At 53.6% G+C, this 16,757-nt stretch carries 17 protein-coding genes; 11 read left to right on the top strand and 6 right to left on the bottom strand.

Annotated elements, in window-relative coordinates; genetic code table 11:
• The first annotated feature begins 63 nt into the window (after positions 1 to 63).
• The 4 genes from R70723_RS17845 to R70723_RS17830 all read left to right on the top strand — a co-directional run bounded on the left by R70723_RS17845 (position 64) and on the right by R70723_RS17830 (position 2,722).
• On the top strand, positions 64 to 411 hold the full coding sequence (locus R70723_RS17845) for a four-helix bundle copper-binding protein (protein ID WP_039873911.1): 348 nt from the start codon (positions 64 to 66) through the stop codon (positions 409 to 411).
• A 173-nt stretch (positions 412 to 584) separates the two neighbouring features.
• Complete coding sequence (locus tag R70723_RS32150; protein ID WP_052421373.1) at positions 585 to 1,508, top strand: ATP-binding cassette domain-containing protein; 924 nt, start codon at positions 585 to 587, stop codon at positions 1,506 to 1,508.
• Positions 1,505 to 2,215, top strand: coding sequence for a hypothetical protein (locus tag R70723_RS17835; RefSeq protein ID WP_039873910.1), 711 nt, complete (start codon positions 1,505 to 1,507; stop codon positions 2,213 to 2,215). Before R70723_RS32150 ends, R70723_RS17835 begins: the two co-directional genes overlap by 4 nt.
• 39 nt (positions 2,216 to 2,254) lie before the next feature.
• A complete protein-coding gene (locus R70723_RS17830) occupies positions 2,255 to 2,722 on the top strand; it encodes a hypothetical protein (protein ID WP_039873909.1) in 468 nt (155 codons plus the stop codon).
• Here R70723_RS17830 and R70723_RS17825 read toward each other — a convergent pair.
• The 3 genes from R70723_RS17825 to R70723_RS17815 form a co-directional block, all read right to left on the bottom strand.
• A complete protein-coding gene (locus R70723_RS17825; RefSeq protein ID WP_039873907.1) occupies positions 2,712 to 3,986 on the bottom strand; it encodes a winged helix-turn-helix domain-containing protein in 1,275 nt (424 codons plus the stop codon). The two genes, R70723_RS17830 and R70723_RS17825, sit on opposite strands and share 11 nt — an antisense overlap.
• 118 nt (positions 3,987 to 4,104) lie before the next feature.
• Positions 4,105 to 6,195: an ABC transporter ATP-binding protein gene (locus R70723_RS17820; protein ID WP_144026995.1), complete on the bottom strand. Its 2,091-nt coding sequence runs from the start codon at positions 6,193 to 6,195 to the stop codon at positions 4,105 to 4,107.
• 81 nt (positions 6,196 to 6,276) lie between these two features.
• The gene (locus R70723_RS17815; protein ID WP_039873903.1) at positions 6,277 to 8,025 is read right to left on the bottom strand and encodes an ABC transporter ATP-binding protein; all 1,749 of its coding nucleotides are present in this window, start codon (positions 8,023 to 8,025) and stop codon (positions 6,277 to 6,279) included.
• A gap of 528 nt (positions 8,026 to 8,553) precedes the next feature.
• Here R70723_RS17815 and R70723_RS17810 point away from each other — a divergent pair.
• Both R70723_RS17810 and R70723_RS17805 read left to right on the top strand, forming a co-directional pair.
• On the top strand, positions 8,554 to 8,868 hold the full coding sequence (locus tag R70723_RS17810) for a HesB/YadR/YfhF family protein (protein WP_039873902.1): 315 nt from the start codon (positions 8,554 to 8,556) through the stop codon (positions 8,866 to 8,868).
• A 168-nt stretch (positions 8,869 to 9,036) separates the two neighbouring features.
• Entirely contained in the window at positions 9,037 to 10,200 is a 1,164-nt protein-coding gene (locus R70723_RS17805; protein WP_039873898.1) for a leucine-rich repeat domain-containing protein, read from the top strand.
• Positions 10,201 to 10,286: 86 nt separating this feature from the next.
• Here R70723_RS17805 and R70723_RS17800 read toward each other — a convergent pair whose 3' ends face one another.
• Positions 10,287 to 10,802, bottom strand: coding sequence for a hypothetical protein (locus R70723_RS17800; RefSeq protein WP_039873895.1), 516 nt, complete (start codon positions 10,800 to 10,802; stop codon positions 10,287 to 10,289).
• Between the two features lie 124 nt (positions 10,803 to 10,926).
• Here R70723_RS17800 and R70723_RS17795 point away from each other — a divergent pair, with 124 nt between their 5' ends.
• From R70723_RS17795 to R70723_RS17785, 3 genes are all read left to right on the top strand, one after another.
• The gene (locus R70723_RS17795) at positions 10,927 to 12,675 is read left to right on the top strand and encodes an ABC transporter ATP-binding protein (RefSeq protein ID WP_039873892.1); all 1,749 of its coding nucleotides are present in this window, start codon (positions 10,927 to 10,929) and stop codon (positions 12,673 to 12,675) included.
• Positions 12,676 to 12,792: 117 nt separating this feature from the next.
• On the top strand, positions 12,793 to 13,206 hold the full coding sequence (locus R70723_RS17790; RefSeq protein ID WP_039873890.1) for a MerR family transcriptional regulator: 414 nt from the start codon (positions 12,793 to 12,795) through the stop codon (positions 13,204 to 13,206).
• A gap of 2 nt (positions 13,207 to 13,208) precedes the next feature.
• Positions 13,209 to 13,766: a hypothetical protein gene (locus R70723_RS17785; protein WP_039873888.1), complete on the top strand. Its 558-nt coding sequence runs from the start codon at positions 13,209 to 13,211 to the stop codon at positions 13,764 to 13,766.
• A gap of 108 nt (positions 13,767 to 13,874) precedes the next feature.
• Here the strand turns inward: R70723_RS17785 and R70723_RS17780 are convergent, their stop codons facing one another.
• Entirely contained in the window at positions 13,875 to 14,318 is a 444-nt protein-coding gene (locus tag R70723_RS17780; RefSeq protein WP_039873885.1) for a DUF441 domain-containing protein, read from the bottom strand.
• Positions 14,319 to 14,338: 20 nt separating this feature from the next.
• On the bottom strand, positions 14,339 to 15,322 hold the full coding sequence (locus R70723_RS17775) for a YpdA family putative bacillithiol disulfide reductase (RefSeq protein WP_039873881.1): 984 nt from the start codon (positions 15,320 to 15,322) through the stop codon (positions 14,339 to 14,341).
• Positions 15,323 to 15,516: 194 nt separating this feature from the next.
• Here R70723_RS17775 and R70723_RS17770 point away from each other — a divergent pair, with 194 nt between their 5' ends.
• Entirely contained in the window at positions 15,517 to 16,116 is a 600-nt protein-coding gene (locus tag R70723_RS17770; RefSeq protein ID WP_039873877.1) for a DUF2087 domain-containing protein, read from the top strand.
• A gap of 140 nt (positions 16,117 to 16,256) precedes the next feature.
• Positions 16,257 to 16,712: a DUF3939 domain-containing protein gene (locus R70723_RS17765; RefSeq protein ID WP_039873875.1), complete on the top strand. Its 456-nt coding sequence runs from the start codon at positions 16,257 to 16,259 to the stop codon at positions 16,710 to 16,712.
• The last annotated feature ends 45 nt before the right edge of the window (positions 16,713 to 16,757 follow it).

Below are 16,757 nucleotides of genomic sequence, written 5' to 3'. Positions count from 1 at the left end.
GTTCCTTTTCTTGCAGGTTAATACATAGGCATACCCTATTCGAATTGCAGGAGGTTTAAGGCTATGACCCGAATTCAATATCAGGAATGCATCGACGCATGTATTAAATGTATGAACGCCTGTAACTACAGCTATGTCTCCAGCCTGAAGGAATATGATCTTGCCTCGCTCCGCGAGAGCATCCGTCTTGACCGTGAATGTGCAGATATTTGTTCCTACGCTGTTCAGGCAATGACCCGGCAAAGCCCGTTTGTGGCGGAGATTCTGCGGCTGTGTGCGGAAATCTGTGAGCGCTGTGCCGATGAGAGCAGCAAGCATATGCAGACTCATTGCCAGGAGTGTATTGATGCCTGCCGCAGTGCTGCAATGGCCTGCCGTCTGATCAGCGGTGCTGTTGAAGTATACGCCTAATGAAATGAAGCTGATATAAGACCAGAACGTTGCAGCAGGCTTGCTGCCGGGTTCTGGTTTTTTTGTGCGGACAGGAGGAAGGGGATAATCCGGCGAATATTTACAGTAGACGGCAGACAACGCTGCAGGGTCCGCTCTGTACCTGTGTCTGCGCAGAAGGAGAGAGAAACGGTATGGTCTCATCAAATACGCTAATCACATTATCCGGTGTCACCAAAATATATGGACGCAGAGCTGTCCTGAATGAAGTCTCCCTCAGCGTTGAGGAGGGAACGGCTACAGCGCTGATCGGCCGTAACGGCTCGGGCAAGAGCACACTGCTGGCTGTAATGGCCGGTCTTCTGAAGCTGTCCTCAGGTGTTCTACGGCAGTCTCCGCCCCGCCTCAGAATAGGTTATGCGCCTGAAGCCTTTACAGGAACCAAGCTGCCGGCTGAGCAATACCTGCGTCACATGGGGCGGATCAGCGGCATCCCGCCTGCCCCGCTGGAGCGGCAGATTACAGAATTGCTGGAGGCCTTTCATCTGCAGCCGTTCCGTAAGGAGCCTGTAGTCAGCTTCTCCAAGGGAATGCTGCAGAAAGTGAACCTCATTCAGAGCCTGCTGGGTGAACCGCAGCTGCTGCTGCTGGACGAGCCGTTGTCCGGTCTTGATCTGCCGGCTCAATATACGCTAATCGACCGCCTGCAGGAGCTTAAACGAAAGGGAACAGCGCTGGTATTGTCCGTCCATGAGCCGCTATGCGTGGAGGCGCTGGAGGCCGGAGTGCATGTGCTTCAGGCCGGCAGGACGGTGATGGTTACTAGTGCAGACAAGCTGCGGGGGGAGTCCTCCTCTTATCTCGTATGCACTGAACTGGCGGAACATGAGCAGCAGCGGATGACAGGCCTCCCCGGATTCATAGCTGCCCGGCCGGTTCAGACGCTCATGGCCCCCAAATGCACAGAATGGATAGTTGATACAGCTTCTGCAGATGATTTTTTGCGGTGCATTCTCCGGCAAGGGGGCTCGGTCATTTCGGTAGAGCACCGGAGCGGGCGCAGCCTGCTTGAAGAGTGGATGGATCCGAAGCAGAAGGTGGAGGAGAATGCCGGATGAGAACGCTGATTGCCTATATGCTAAAAAGCTATTCGACCTCGCAGCGTTATTTTGCACCTGTAGCGGCAATAATCATCTTCGTATTATTTCTGTATACATATAAGCCCAACCCGGTTATGAGCAGCTATGCTGCAACCGGCATCATACTGTTCATCGGCTGCGCCTGGCTGGGCATAAGCTTCCTTAATCATGAACAGGCGGTACAGCGGCAGGTAACCATTGTACAGTTGCGCAGCAGTGTAAAATACAGTCTGGGCGGCATATTGACTCTGGCTGTGCTGACATCGGTGCTGGCTATGCTGGCTGTAATGTATCCGGTCCTTACGGGCAGCTTTGCCGAGCCAGCCGGCATTTACCGGATAGCACTGGCTTTCGCCGGACATCTGCTGCTGGGTATGCTCGGGGTCTCACTTTCACTGTTTCTGCAGACATCCTGGGTACCCAAAGCCAGCTATGCCACAGGCCTGCTGCTGATCATCCTGATATTATCCGTCAGCGGCCTGAAGCTGGCTGACCTTATCCCCGGCCCGCTTGTGCCGCTGCTCCTGCCGCCGGCAGCGCTGCTGATGGATGCCATGATGCACGCGGAGGAGCGTTCCCTTCCCGGGCTGCTGGGGACATTTGCCCATGCAATGGCTTATATCCTGCTGCTCAGCGCATTTTATCTGTACCGCTCCGGACGCATGGATTATGGCAGGCATTTATGAGACAATAAATCAATAAAGAGTGAACAGGCGGGAGGAAAGATGAAGGATACACAAATTCCGGAGAGTGAACAATCCAAAGAGCTATTTGCTTATTTCGGACTGGCAGTTTACTATTGTCAAGCTCTGGAGCAGCAGCTGACCAATCTGCTGCTGCTCACAAAGCTGTCTCAGGGAAAGACACCCACAGAAGCAGATCTCACTGATTTGTATCAGCGCAAGCTCAGTAATTCACTCGGCCAGCTCATCAAAGAAATCCAGCATCATTTTCCTTTCTCGGCGGAAGAGACAAATCAGCTGCAGGACGTATGGAAGCAGCGTAATCATATTGTGCATGATTATTTCAAGGAACGCATTCAGCAGACCTTTACTCCGGCGGGCAGGGCGCACATGATCCGTGAGCTGAAACGGTTCAAGAATAAAGCCAGCAGATTGGAGATCAAGCTGCAGGGCTATTGCACGGAGATGTATGCCAAGCTCGGTCTGGAAGAAGAGCGGTTCATTGAATAGGGCTGCTGCACAGCCGGTGAACGGCCGCCTCCAGCTGACCTAGACCGCTGCCCCCGATGACCTCCGGTGAAAAAGCGACACTGCCGGCCATATTACAGTGTGCCAGACTGGATATGGCTCCGGCCAGCACCGGAATCATCGCGGCTGTCAAAGCCTCGCCGGGCTCCCACCACCAGCGGACAATATTCAGCACCCCGCTCTTCTTGTTCATCACCGGCTCCAGCCGGGCAATAAACCGGTCGCCGTAGAGCAGGGGCAGCACATAGTAGCCGTATTCCCGCTCGGCAGCCGGCTTATATACCTCCCAGCGGTACTGAAAGCCGAACAGCTGGCGGATCAGCTCTCTGTCCCACAGCAGATTGTCGAGCGGAGCCAGCACAGCGGCAAATGTATCCTCCTCAGCAGAACCGCCTCCGTCAGGAGTATTCCCGGCAAGTATAGCCTCCAGTACGTGAGCATCCTCCGTCCGCATATACAGCGGCAGCTTCACATCCTCTACACGCACCTCGCGGATGCTGTCATTCAGCAGCAGACGTTCCACAGCAGCAGTTCTTTCCTTGCTCTTTAACCCGGAAATGCCCAGCCAGCCGTCACCGGATCTGTTCCACTGCAGCCCGATGCTGCCGATCCGGCGCAGCACATACCAGTCATGATACTGTTCAGGCAGCGGATTCGGCTCCACTGCCTTCAGCAGATGCTCCGGCAGCAGTCTGGCCGTAAAATCATAGTAGCGGCGTGTATGCACCCGGTGGTGAACAGATACCTCGCCCCGGAAATACATCGTCTCCAGCGCAGCACGGGTAACTCTCGCCGGAGCCCAGGCCCAGTTCATCTTCTCTTTGCCTTCCAGATCAAGCGAGGAGAGGGGGCCGCGGGCTTCAAGCGCTCCGCGCACCTGCTCCATCGTCTGCAGCAGCAGCTCCTCCCTCTGATGCCTTGACGCTGCAGCCTCGCGCAGGCGGCTGAAATAAGGCCAGTCCTCCGTGCAGTAAATGGACATGTTCTTGTCCCAGCCGTCAATCAGCAGCCGGTCCCTGTACAGCAGCTCATTAGCCATGGCAGGAACAAAATCCGGAATCCGCGCCTGCAGCACCAGCTCGTGATTGTGCCCCGCAATGCTGAGCGGATCATACTGGATACAGCCGGCATGGCGGACATAATCATAGATGCTCTGCTTGCCGCCCGGCAGCATGCCGGGAACCAGCCGCTGGTGCAGCAGCAGGAACTGTCTGGCCTGCCGCTTGCTGAGTGAATAGGTAATCATCTTCTTGCCACCCCGCATATTATGTATTATTTCCCATTATATCCGAACGGATGTTCCGTATTCAAGTGCCAAAAAAACCCCGGCAGCACTCAGGCTGTCGGGGGTCCTAATCAAAAGGTTAGCTGTGCTTCAGCGACGGCTGCAGAACAGCTGCCGGCTTAGCCAGTGCAGCAGCGTCAGCCGCCTGCGCCCCGCCTGCGGCACCTGCTCCAAGCTGCAGCTGGTACATCCGGTAGTAACGGCCTTCCAGCGCCATCAGCTCCTCATGGCTGCCGCGCTCGACAATCTCGCCGTGATGCAGCACCAGAATCTGGTCTGCACTGCGGATGGTCGACAGGCGGTGGGCGATGATGAAGGTGGTGCGGCCTTTCTTCAGCACCTCCAGCGCTTCCTGAATAAGGCTCTCGGTCTCCGTATCGATATTGGAGGTCGCTTCATCCAGGATGAGAATCGCCGGATCGAACGAGAGCGCCCGCGCGAAGGAGATCAGCTGGCGCTGTCCGGCAGACAGCGTGCTGCCTTTCTCTACTACCGGCTCGTCAAAGCCCTGCGGCAGATGGCCCAGCAGCTTATCCGCACCGACTTCACGCAGCGCGCGTTCCACGCGCTCCCGGCTGATCCGTTCATCGCCAAGGCTGACGTTGGACGCAATGGTGCCAGTGAAGAGGTAAGGGTCCTGCAGCACAATCCCCATATGGCTGCGCAGCCACTGCTTGGGAATGGAGGTGACCTCCTGGCCGTCAATCGTAATGCCGCCGCGCTGCGGATCATAGAAGCGGAACAGCAGATTAATGATCGAGCTTTTACCGGAGCCGGTATGTCCGACCAGGGCTACAGTTTCGCCGGGGCGTGCCTCGAAGGAAATGTCCTTCAGCACGAAATCCTTTTTGTAGGCAAAGGATACGTTGTTGAATTCGACCTTTCCCCTGTAACGCGGCATCGAGCCGTCGGTAACCGGTTCTCCCGGTTCGTCCATCAGGGTGAAGACACGGCCTGCGGAGACCATCGAGCTGTCCAGGTTGGCCAGCTGGTTCACCATCCCGGTAATCGGCTGGAACATCCGTCCGAGCACATCGACAAAGGCATACAGCACACCCAGCGATACAAAGGTGGAGCCGCCTAGGCTTCCAAAGCCGAAGTACCACAACACCAGTACAAAAGAGAGATTGCGCAGCGTGTTCACCAGATTGTGTGAGGTGAAGGCATTCAGGTTAAGCATCTTGTTCTGATACTTCATATAATCATCGTTCAGGTGCTCGAATTCGGCGCGGCTCTGCTTCTGGCGGCGGAAAATCCGGATAATCGACATCCCCTGGATGGATTCGTTGATAATGGCATTAATCTCACTCAGCCGCGAGCGGATGATTGTATTGTATTTGGTCGCCACTTTGCGGTAAAGCACGATCCAGAGCACGATAATCGGCACGATGAACAAGCTGATCAGGCCAAGCTTCACATCGAGCAGGAAGAGCGCGATATACACCCCGGTGATGTTGATAATTCCTGTAAAAAAGTTGGACAGCACGGCAATGAACAGATCCTTGACGGCCTCTGTATCATTGGTGACCCGGGAGACGACCTTGCCCGCCGGCAGATTGTCAAAAAAGTGCACCGGCAGCCGCTGGATATGGGCGTATACATCGGTACGAAGCTTGCGGATAACCTGATTGGCCGAAGACTGCAGCCAGTAGGTTTTGCCGAACTCAGCAAGGATAGAGATGACGAGGAAGATGGCATACAGCCCTACCAGCTCATAAATCCCGGGAAACTCCGGCTTGTAAAAAGCAAACACTTCATCTGAAGACAGCTTCACGGCAGGATAAACAGTGATTGCATCCCCGTATTTGACCTCCAGCGCCCCGTCCTTAAAAGTCCGTTCGCCTTCTGCCTGGGCAACGGCTTCATTGATGAAATAGAAGCTTCTGCCAGACTGCAGCAGCCGGACCTCCTGGCCCTTGGCTTCACCCTCGGCAAAGCGGTCGCCGCGTTTGTAATAGTTATTGTTATATACAGCGGCCTCTTCAGGGGAGGCAGTCTGGAAGTAGGGCTGCTCAATGGCAAGCAGATGGTTATCGATCATATTTTTGGCGATAAACGGGCCGGCCAGCTCGGCGGCCACGCCGATGGTAAGCAGCAGAAGGGCTGCGATAAAGGTTTTTTTGGCAGTCAGTGCATACTGCAGCAGGCGTTTGCCTGTACTCTGTGTCAACGGTGACACCTCCTAAAGGGTTGTAAGTCCCAAGCTATAATTCGGGTTATAAAATTTCGGGAAAGGCATCCTGCGCCGCCCTTATTCACCGGTCAGATTGTTCTCCACCTGCTGGCGGTCGAACTGCTCACGGTACCAGCCGTTCAGCTCAAGCAGCTCCTGATGCGTACCGCGCTCTATAATATGCCCGTTCTCCAGCACCAGAATCAGATCGGCGTGCTCGACAGCGGAGAGGCGGTGGGTGGAGATCAGCGTCGTTTTACCGGCGCGTTCCTCACGGATATTCTCAATAATCCGGGCTTCGGTCCGTGCGTCAACAGCGGAGAGGGCATCGTCGAGAATCAGAATATCCGGATTTGCGATAAAGGCTCTGGAGATCGAGACGCGCTGCTTCTGGCCCCCGGAGAGGGAGACGCCGCGTTCGCCGACCATCGTATCCAGGCCGTCGGACAAGGTGCCCAGATCGTTCTGGAAGGCTGCAGCCGTAATGGCCTGCATGATCCGCTCGTCACTGGCCTCGTCATAGCCGAACTGGATATTCTCACGGACGGATTTGGAGAACAGGATCTGCTCCTGCGGAACATAGCCCATCCAGCCGTGCAGCTGGTCGAGGGCGATCTTTTCAATTGGGACATCAGCAATCCTGATATCACCTTTGCCGGCCGGGTATTCATGGAGCAGCTGCTTCAGCAGGGTGGATTTCCCGCTGCCTGTGCGTCCGACGACACCGAGCGTCTGGCCCTGGGACAAGGTGAAGCTCACTCCGCTCAAATTATCGACAGTGGAGGTAGGATAACGGAAGGTTACATCCTCGAAATCGATCCGGGTTGGCTGAGCGACCGCTACCGGACTGGCCACATCTGCCACATCCGGGCGTGTGTTGGTGGTTTCGTCGATCCGCTCAAGTGAAGCACTGCCGCGCTGCATGATGTTGATCAGCTCGCCGATCGCGAACATCGGCCAGACAATCATCCCCAGATACATATTGAACGAGACAAGGTCGCCCAGCGTGATCTGATTGCGGAATACGAGATAGATGCCATATGTAAGTGCGATGATATAGCTCAGACCCACACAGAAGCGGATTGTCGGCTCAAAGAAGGCATCTACGCGCGCAACCGCCATATTTTTTCGGTACACATCTTCAGTAATATCTGCAAAACGCTTCTCATCCAGCCGCTCCTGCACATAGGCACGGATAACGCGCACACCGGATACCGACTCCAGCACCTGGTCATTCATATCCCCGAAGGCATCCTGGGCCAGGCTGTAACGGTCGTGGATTGCTTTGCCGTAGAAAATCATTGCGATGGCAATCAGCGGCAGCGGCAGCACTGCGGCAAGCGTCAGCTTCCAGCTGACCAGAAAGCCCATCGCCAGCAGGACCACACTCAGATAGATGGTGGAGTCAACAAGCGTCAGCATCCCGAAGCCGACGGTGGTCGCCACGGCGCGGATATCATTGGTGGCGCGGGCCATCAGGTCGCCGGTACGGTTTTTTTCAAAGAAAGAGGGGGTCATCGTCATCAGGTGGTTCATGAACCGGGAACGCAGCAGGCGCTCGACCAGGTTGGAGCCGCCGAACAGCTTGTGCATCCAGACATAGGTGATCCAGTAAATAATCAGCATCATCCCGGTGATACCGCCGATGTATTTCAGCAGTGACCCGGTGGTGATGGAGCCGCGGACAATTTCGTCGATGGCATTGCCAAGCAGACGCGGAGGCAGCAGCTCCATTACACCAACTACAATAAGCAAAATCAGGCCGATGGAATAGCGCCTTTTCTCCCGGCGGAAAAACCAGCCGAGATCGCGGAGTACGGAGAACAAGGGTAATCCCTTCCTTTCATGTTTGGGGTGTTGTTGTCGGTTGTTGAATGTGTCTTTGAATGATGATGAAAATAGCGGAAGTCCATTAACAGCATGCAAAAAGGCATACCCTCCGTTAACCGGATGATATGCCTGTAAGATACAGTGATAATCATGTCCACGGTGCTTTAGCGCAGCACAGAAGACATGGAAGAGACTTGCCTGGTGAACTCAAGTACGGTGGATGTACTTGCTTCAGAAGGTTTCCACTATTCGGGCTGCTTCGGTATGAGGTTGTGTATAGTCGCCGACAAAAAAGTAAAAATCAACTGGTACAATAGTCAACACCGAGATCACCCTTTCGTTCATTTTTGGTAATTACTTCAAGACGCTTCGTATGTTCAGAGTTTATCATCAGTATCTGAGACATGTCAAATAGAATTTTGAACAAATTGCGAAGAGGGAGTATCATAGAGAAGGAACGGCTGATCTGGAATATTGCCGGCTGTTAAGGTTCATAATCAAACAAACGGAGGTGCATAAGCAGAAATGGATATGACAATCAGCCCGGAAGCGGCTGCCTGGTTCAAGAAGGAGCTTGCCCTGCAGAGCGGGGATTCTATTCGTTTATTTCCGCGTTACAGCTCGGGCGGAGGGCTGCATCCCGGGTTTTCACTGGGGATAGCCACAGAAGCACCCTCGCGTCCTGCCGTTAAGGCGGAGCAGGAAGGACTTGTTTTTTATATGGAGGAGCAGGATCTCTGGTATATGGAGGGCTACAGCCTGTCCATCGTTTATATAGCGGGGGAAGATGATATCGAGTATGTGTACCAGCCGCTGACCGTGGCCGGTCAGGCCGAATAGACAGACGCGGAATATAATCAGAACAAGGTGGCGTCCATTCAGGGTAAATAGAATGGACGCCATTTTTTTGCTGCGCGCGCCTGTTAGCCGGGAGTTTGTTATGAAGGTGGCACTATGCTAAGGTGTCAATAGCTAAAGCACTTATATTAATTCTTAGGAGGCCGTGAAATGGATTACTCCAAGTCGAAAGCTGCTATTGCAGAGCAAGCTGCCTTATACACCCAGAAATATAAAAAGTACGCCTGGTTTCATGAGCCTGCTTCCCTTTATGATCTGGATACCCTGAAGCTGCTGCAAGTCAGAAAGATCACAACCTACGAGCCGTTAAAAGAATTTACCAGCCTCAAGAAGCTGGAATTCGGCACCACAGACTCCAGCATGACGATCCCCGATCTTGCCGGTCTTGAGGCCGCTGAAAGTCTGGAGCACCTGAGCTTCATAAGCAAATCAACGATTAAGAAGAATATCGAAGCCTTGTCTAAGCTTAAGAAGCTGCAGTCGCTCCAGCTCTTTTATGTCCGGCATACACTGCCTGACCAGCTGCTGGCTCCGCTTAAATCACTAAAGTCGGTCAGCTTTTCGAAATATAATTATGACAGCCAGACGGTTCTGCCGGACAGCCTGGAGACGGTCAGCATGAGCTTTGATGAGATTGTGAATATACCGGCTTTTGCGCCCCATCAGGGCGTGAAGCAGGTGTCTCTGGGCGGACAAACCTGCCAGCTGGAGAGCCTGGATTCCTTCCGAGTTTTCCCGGAGGTAGAGGAGATCAGGCTGATCGCCCCCAAAAAGCTGGCGGATCTTTCCTATGCCGCCGAGCTCCGGAAGCTGAGGGTCCTTGACGCCAATTTTGCTGCCGCGGCGGATTTAAGCCCCTTTTCCGGGCATGGCAGCATTGAGGAGATACGGCTTAGGGGCTCCTCTGTGGAGCAGGTTCACGATATGGGGGTATGTCCAAACCTTAAGACACTGTACCTTGAAAAAAGCAAGCTGAAATCAATCGAGGGCATACGGGAGCAGTTTCCGCAGCTGGAGCTGCTCTGGATATGGGAAACCCCGTTAAAGGATTTGCAGCCATTGACCGGAATGCACAGCCTAAAGAATCTCGACCTGACGAAGCTTAAGCCGGAATCGTGGGATTTCATTTCTACACTTACGGGTCTGGAGGTGCTTGATTTATGTAAAACCTCCTTTTCCGATCCGGGCCTTCTCCTTGAGCTTCCCCGGTTAAAGAAGCTGCGGCTGTCAGGCAGCAATGCTGACCCCCATTCCGGCGTATATAAAGAATTGGAGGACGCTATCCTTAACCGGAACGGCGAGCTGATTCATTAGGCATATAAGCGGACATAAAAAGAGGGCGCCCATTCTAAAGAATGGACGCCGGCTGTGCGGGCAGCGGGGGATACAATGTTGAAGCATTATTGCGAGCTGCGGAAGCTTTCTTCCTCCATCGCAAAGTCAAAATCGTCAATATCATACACCTGGACGGGAATACCGCCCTCAATAATGCGCTGAATCAGCTCGAACTGGTCGGTTAATACGGGTAATTTCTCGCGCACGGAAGTCAGCAGCAGCTCGGTCTCGATCGGGTCGAAGGCCTCGCCATAGGCTGCGTTATCCATGCTGTTGATGATTGTAATCTGTGCATGCTCACCCAGCAGAATACCGGAGCTCTTCTGCCAGGGAACAGCCAGGCAGCGGTTGATTTTCTTGGAATTAAGCGGCTCCTCGAAATAGGCGATCAGCTCACGGATTTTGCTTTTGACATGCAGATCATCATCGGCCCGGTTCATCAGCGGCTCATCGCTGTCCCGCAGCTCATACAGCTCCATAACCGTTGTGTAGGGCACAATATATTCCACAGGGCTTTGCGGCACGAGAAGCTGGCCGTATATGGCGATCATGACTGCTTCCGTCACAAATTGTCTAGACATCCTTATCCTCCTGAAGATCGGTACTGCAATCGTACTTATAGACCTAAAAATATAAAAACACTGTGGGCCGCAAATGTCAACACCACCCAAGCAGGTCATAAAAAAAGAAAGGGCGTAACGTTCTGTGAAGCAATGGAAAGCTTTTTACACCTTTGTCCGGCCTTATATGAAATGGATTGTGCTGACGCTTATCATCGGCATGATCAAATTCAGCATTCCGTTAACCCTGCCGATGCTTATGAAATATGTGGTCGATGATCTGCTGACGCCTTCAGGTCTGACTGCAGCGGAAAGAATCTCGAAGCTGTTCTATGTACTTGGCGGCGCGTTCGTGCTGTTTGTAGTGATCAGAGGGCCAGTGGAGTACTACCGCCAATATTTTGCCCAGCTGATCACAAGCAGAGTGCTGTTCGATATGCGCAACAAGCTGTACAGCCATCTGCAGCGCCTGTCCCTGCGGTATTACCAGAATACGAAGGTGGGCGAAGCGATCTCCAGGTTCATTAACGATGTGGAGCAGTCCAAGAACCTGGTCGAGGTCGGCATGATGAACGTCTGGCTCGACATGTTCACACTGGTCTTCGCGCTGGGGTTCATGTTCTATCTCAATCCGGTGCTGGCGCTCGTCTCGATTGCAGTTCTGCCGCTGTACGGCATTGCCGTTAACACCTTGTACAAACGCCTGAAGGTGCTGACCAAGGACCGGTCCCAGGCGCTGGCGGTCATTCAGGGCTATCTGCATGAACGCATTCAGGGCATAGCAATCATCCGCAGCTTTACGATGGAGAAGGCGGATCAGAAGCAATTCGAGGGCATCAACGGCAGGTTTCTGGAAAAAGCGATGGCCCAGACCCGCTGGAATGCGGTCACCTTCGCCATTATCAATACCCTGACGGATCTCGCCCCGCTGCTTGTTATCGGGTACGGCGGCTACGAGGTGATCCGCGGCAATCTGACAATTGGTACCTTTGTCGCTTTCTTCGGCTACCTGGACCGTATGTATGCGCCGCTGCGGCGGCTGATCAACTCCTCCACCGTACTGACCCAGGCCTCAGCTTCGCTGGAGCGGGTGCTGGAGCTGCTGGATGAGCCTTATGATATTGCAGACCGGCCCGGTGCGAAGCCGCTCAAGAATGCAGCCGGTGCAATTGAGTTCGACCGGGTATGGTTCAAATACAGGGAAGAGAACGAGTGGGTACTGAAGGAGATCAGCCTCAGCATCAGCCCGGGCCAGACGGTTGCGTTTGTCGGGATGAGCGGGGGCGGGAAGTCCTCCCTGATCAGCCTGATTCCGCGCTTCTATGATATCAGTGAAGGCCGGCTGCTGATGGACGGTGAGGATATCCGGGACCTGACCCAGGAAAGCCTGCGGCGGACGGTGGGCATGGTGCTGCAGGATAATTTCCTGTTCAGCGGCTCGGTACGCGACAATATTCTGTTCGGCAACCCGGAGGCAGGTGAGGCAGAGGTTATTGCCGCTGCGCAGGCTGCCAATGCCCATGATTTCATCATGCAGCTGCCGGAAGGCTATGATACCGAGGTCGGTGAGCGCGGGGTGAAGCTGTCCGGCGGGCAGAAGCAGCGTGTGGCCATTGCGAGAGTCTTCCTCAAGGACCCGAAGGTGCTGATACTGGATGAGGCCACCTCGGCGCTCGATCTGGAGTCGGAGCATCTGATCCAGCAGTCGCTGCAGTCACTGGCTTCTGAGCGCACCACGCTGATCGTCGCCCACCGGCTGTCGACCATTACCCATGCAGACCAGATTATTGTTCTGGAAAATGGGGAGATTACGGAGCGCGGGACACATGACGAGCTGATGCTGCTGGACGGCAGCTATGCCCGGCTGTTCAATGTGCAGCGGCTGGACGGGTAGAGGATTGTAACGGCTTCCTTAACAGGGAGGCCGTTTTTTATTGCATTATCGTTATGGTTACAGTACACTGTAACTATAACATCTGACTGTAACTTGTGTGATCTGGAGGCTGATACGATGAATACCTATACCGGCAAACAGCTGGCTGAGCTGGTACAGCAGGAAGCTCCCGATATGAATCTGCGGACGGTGCGGTATTACACGCAGATTGGATTGCTTCCGCAGCTTACGCTCTCCGGTAATAAACGCGTCTACACCGACCGCCATTACAGGCATCTGCTGGCTATTTTGACTTTGTCCAGAAGCGGGGAGAGTCTGGCGGATATCCAGTCCAAGCTGGCGGACATGCCGGATGAAGAGATAGCGAAGATAGGCGGACGCCTGAAGTTTCTGCAGCCGGAACAGCTCCTGTCCGGTGATACGCTCATGGTCAGCGAGGATATTATGCTGACGGTCAGCCCGCGGATTTCTGCAGAGCTGAGGCTGGAGCTTCAAGAAACGATCAGCCGGATGCTGAAGGAGGGGCAATAAGGATGATAACAGCGCGTTTGGCCAAATCGGTGCTTGAGCATGAGGAAGGGCTGAATCATCTATTCATTCAGATCCATCCGCCGGAAAAGTGGGAGCATGCGGTAGTCCGGCTATTAATGCCGGAGGGGATTAGCGCGGGAAAGGCTTACGGTGAGTGTGAGACAGCCGGCTCAGGCGATCTGCTTCTGCTTATTCCCGGCATTATGAATGAGCTGCTGGTGGAGCTTTATACTGGGGAGGCTATCGCCTGCGGCGAAGTAAGTTTAGCTATAATTGTCACGTATACGGACCATCATGGAAATGTTGAGACCGGGCAGCTTGCCCTGCCGCTTATGATTGCGGATGCTGACAGCGCGGAAGCTGAGCAGCCGGAGCTTGACGAGGAGGTTGTTAATAAAGTTAAAGCACTCGCAGGGCTAAAGGGGAAACGTTCAGGACGCAACGAATTTATTGACTGTACGCCGCAGCGTAAGCAGACCGTCTTTGATCCGCATTACCGTTCTGAACTGGAGAAGCAGTATCGTGTAGACGGAGGCGTTAACACCTTAGGCGAAGGGTGAGAAGTCAACGGACCTTGCACCGGCATCCCGGTAAAATATAAAGGCTGGCATCACCGCCTGATTCATGCGGAAGATGCCAGCCTTTTTGAGCAGAGTACGGCAAAAAGATTATCCTCTCCCGATAATCAGCGACAACAGCCCGGCGGCGATCAGCGGCCCGACCGGTACGCCCTTGAACAGGGCTACGCCCAGAACGGTGCCGATCAGGAGACCGGCGATAACGGTCGGCTGGCTGCCCATCAGCACGGCGCCGCGGCCGCCGAGGTAAGCAACCAGCATGCCGATGCCGATGGCAGTCAGCGATTTCCAGTGGAAAAAGGACTGCCAGACCGTATTCAGCGAGATTTTGCCGCTGGCCAGCGGGGTCATCACCCCGATTGTCAGGATGATAATGCCGATCGTCAGGCCGTGCTTTTCCATCCACGGAAAAGTCTGCTGCAGTCCGAGTACTCTCAGCAGCAGTAATACGACCATAGCGATGGTAACCGGCGAGTTGCTGCTGATAATGCCAAGCGCGGCCAGGCCGAGCAGCAGCAGGGAGGTGATATCCATGTAAGCGGGCACTCCTTGTCTTATTTGAGCTTTTGTGAAACGATGTGATCGGCAATCAGCTTGCCGTGCCCGCGTCCGGTCTCGATAAATACCTCATTGGCATTACGGCCGGAGGCGATAACTCCCGCTACATAGAGGCCGGGAATATTACTCTCCATAGTCGAAGGGTCGAACGACGGTTTGTCCAGTGCATCGTCCATGAGCACCCCTGCCGATGACAGCAGTGCCCTGCTAGGGCGGAAGCCGGTCATTGCCAGCACAAAATCATTGTCCAGCTCACTGGCTTCCCCGCTGTGTCTGGTTACAATGACCGAGGACGGAGTAATTTCCGTAACCCGTGATTCCAGGTGTAGTGTGATAAGGCCTTTTGTCACCATGCTCTCAAAAATAGGCCGTACCCATGGCTTAATATTATCGGAGATGCTCGCCCCACGGTAGACCATATCTACGGATGCGCCAACACGGATCAGCTCCAGCGCCGCATCTACTGCGGAGTTGCTGCCCCCAATGACCGTGACCTTCATTCCGGTATACGGATGGGCCTCGCCAAAATAATGTGTAACTTTCGGGAGCTCCTCACCCGGGATGCCGATCATATTCGGCTGGTCGAAATAACCGGTCGAGATGACCACATGGGCAGCCTGCCGGCTCTGACGTTCTCCGCGCTTGTTAACAGTATGTACTGTAAAGCTGCCATCCTCATTATTTTCCACACTCAGCGCTTCTTCATACGCGGCAATTGCAAGGCCGTGCTGTTCAGCTGCCCGGCGGTAATAGACAAGTGCTTCATGGCGGAACGGCTTGTCATTAGGGGAGGTGAAGGGAACATCGCCGATCTCAAGCAGCGAGGTTGTGCTGAAGAACTGCATGCTGGTCGGATACAGATAAATGGAGTGCACGATAAAGTTTTTCTCAATAATCAGAGTGGACAGCCCCTGACGCTGGCATTCAATAGCTGCTGACAGTCCGCAGGGACCGGCGCCGATAATAATAACGTCTTTCATAATGACTTGCGACCTCCTGATGGATAAGTTCTATCTCTGAATGTTACCTTAATTTTTAATTTAACGCCAATGGAGACGTAAAAATCCAGCTGCAGCGGTTGCCGGAAATCCTTAAATTTGATATAATTAGATGTATATCTAAGTATTCTTTCTTTTTGCTCCAGTTTATAAATGTTACGGGAGTGTGACCCTACGTGCAGCTTGATAAAATAGTCAATTACCATAAGGCCTTATCCGATCCGACCAGACTGCGCATACTGCTGCTGCTGTCCAAGGGTGAAGAAATTCACGGCCAGGCGCTGGCGCAGCGGCTAAATCTGTCGCAGCCCACTGTAACCCATCATGCCGCCAAGCTGCGGGAAGCCGCGATGATTACAGAGCGCCGGGACAAAAACACCGTCTATTTTAGAATGAACCCTGAGTTTATCCGGGCAGGCTCCGAGGCTTCGCTGAGTTTTATTTTTTCTAAAGGAACGCAGGAGATGGAGCAGGAATCACCGGAGAACAACCTGAGGGAGTCGGTGCTGCGTAACTTTTTTGCCAAAGACGGAAGGCTGCGCCAGATTCCCGCCCAATACAAGAAGAAGCTGATTGCGCTGCAATTTATGGCCGAGAAGCTGACTCCGGGAACGGTCTACAGCGAGCAGGAATTGAATGAGTTCATTAAGCAATATCATGAGGACTACGCCACGATCCGCCGGGAATTCATCATGCACCAGTTCATGTACCGCGAGCACGACCAATATGAGCTGAACCCGACCGAAATGTGGACGCGCTGGGAAAATGTAAGATAGACGGTTCTTGTCACTTAATGCTCTTATAGTTGAGGAGATTCTGTGACAATTGTTGCCACTGCTGATTAAAGGGATAGAAAAGTGAATAAACTGGAATTGTAAGCGTTATCTGACATATACTTCGAAAGGAGACTTTCAGTATGATATTCAAACGCGCTAAAAAAAATACAATCTCTGAGCCGATCACTGTCACCTTGCCGCAGATCAAACAGGCTGTCAGGCAATTCGAAGAGGATATGCCTGCCCCGATTAACCGTACCGCACTGATACTGGAGGATAAAAGCATTGATGTGTCCCGGCTGAAGCGCTACCTGGGCGGGATTCCCCAGCAGAAATTTTATATGTCGCGTGAAACCTATGAAATTTTTGAGGAAGCTGACAAGCTGGTGCCGTATTATCTCGATCTCGTTCAATCTGCGGTGGATCTTTATATTAGCGATACCGGCAAGCTGCCGCTCATCGAGGATGCCTGGCTGCCGGAGGTGCATTACCGCCTGCTTCATACGGAACGCTATCTGAAGGAGACGCCGCCGTTTCCGCTGTATATTACCGAGGAAGAGATGATGCTGACCCACCGGGCTGAGCATTTTGAATAACCGGAGTAATCTTTTAATAGACCTGGAAGACTGTTCAGCAGGACG

The organism is Paenibacillus sp. FSL R7-0273 (genome assembly GCF_000758625.1).
Lineage (GTDB): Bacteria > Bacillota > Bacilli > Paenibacillales > Paenibacillaceae > Paenibacillus_AQ.
The sequence above is the reverse complement of the archived record's forward strand: the minus strand, read 5'-3'. Positions and strand labels throughout refer to the sequence as shown.

Excerpts from the sequence above, each read along its gene's own strand:
- R70723_RS32150 (WP_052421373.1), top strand. The coding sequence starts at position 585 with ATGGTCTCATCAAATACGCTAATCACATTATCCGGTGTCACCAAAATA.
- R70723_RS17800 (WP_039873895.1), bottom strand. The coding sequence starts at position 10,802 with ATGTCTAGACAATTTGTGACGGAAGCAGTCATGATCGCCATATACGGC.
- R70723_RS17825 (WP_039873907.1), bottom strand. The coding sequence starts at position 3,986 with ATGATTACCTATTCACTCAGCAAGCGGCAGGCCAGACAGTTCCTGCTG.
- R70723_RS17775 (WP_039873881.1), bottom strand. The coding sequence starts at position 15,322 with ATGAAAGACGTTATTATTATCGGCGCCGGTCCCTGCGGACTGTCAGCA.
- R70723_RS17805 (WP_039873898.1), top strand. The coding sequence starts at position 9,037 with ATGGATTACTCCAAGTCGAAAGCTGCTATTGCAGAGCAAGCTGCCTTA.
- R70723_RS17845 (WP_039873911.1), top strand. The coding sequence starts at position 64 with ATGACCCGAATTCAATATCAGGAATGCATCGACGCATGTATTAAATGT.
- R70723_RS17835 (WP_039873910.1), top strand. The coding sequence starts at position 1,505 with ATGAGAACGCTGATTGCCTATATGCTAAAAAGCTATTCGACCTCGCAG.
- R70723_RS17765 (WP_039873875.1), top strand. The coding sequence starts at position 16,257 with ATGATATTCAAACGCGCTAAAAAAAATACAATCTCTGAGCCGATCACT.
- R70723_RS17790 (WP_039873890.1), top strand. The coding sequence starts at position 12,793 with ATGAATACCTATACCGGCAAACAGCTGGCTGAGCTGGTACAGCAGGAA.
- R70723_RS17810 (WP_039873902.1), top strand. The coding sequence starts at position 8,554 with ATGGATATGACAATCAGCCCGGAAGCGGCTGCCTGGTTCAAGAAGGAG.
- R70723_RS17785 (WP_039873888.1), top strand. The coding sequence starts at position 13,209 with ATGATAACAGCGCGTTTGGCCAAATCGGTGCTTGAGCATGAGGAAGGG.
- R70723_RS17830 (WP_039873909.1), top strand. The coding sequence starts at position 2,255 with ATGAAGGATACACAAATTCCGGAGAGTGAACAATCCAAAGAGCTATTT.
- R70723_RS17780 (WP_039873885.1), bottom strand. The coding sequence starts at position 14,318 with ATGGATATCACCTCCCTGCTGCTGCTCGGCCTGGCCGCGCTTGGCATT.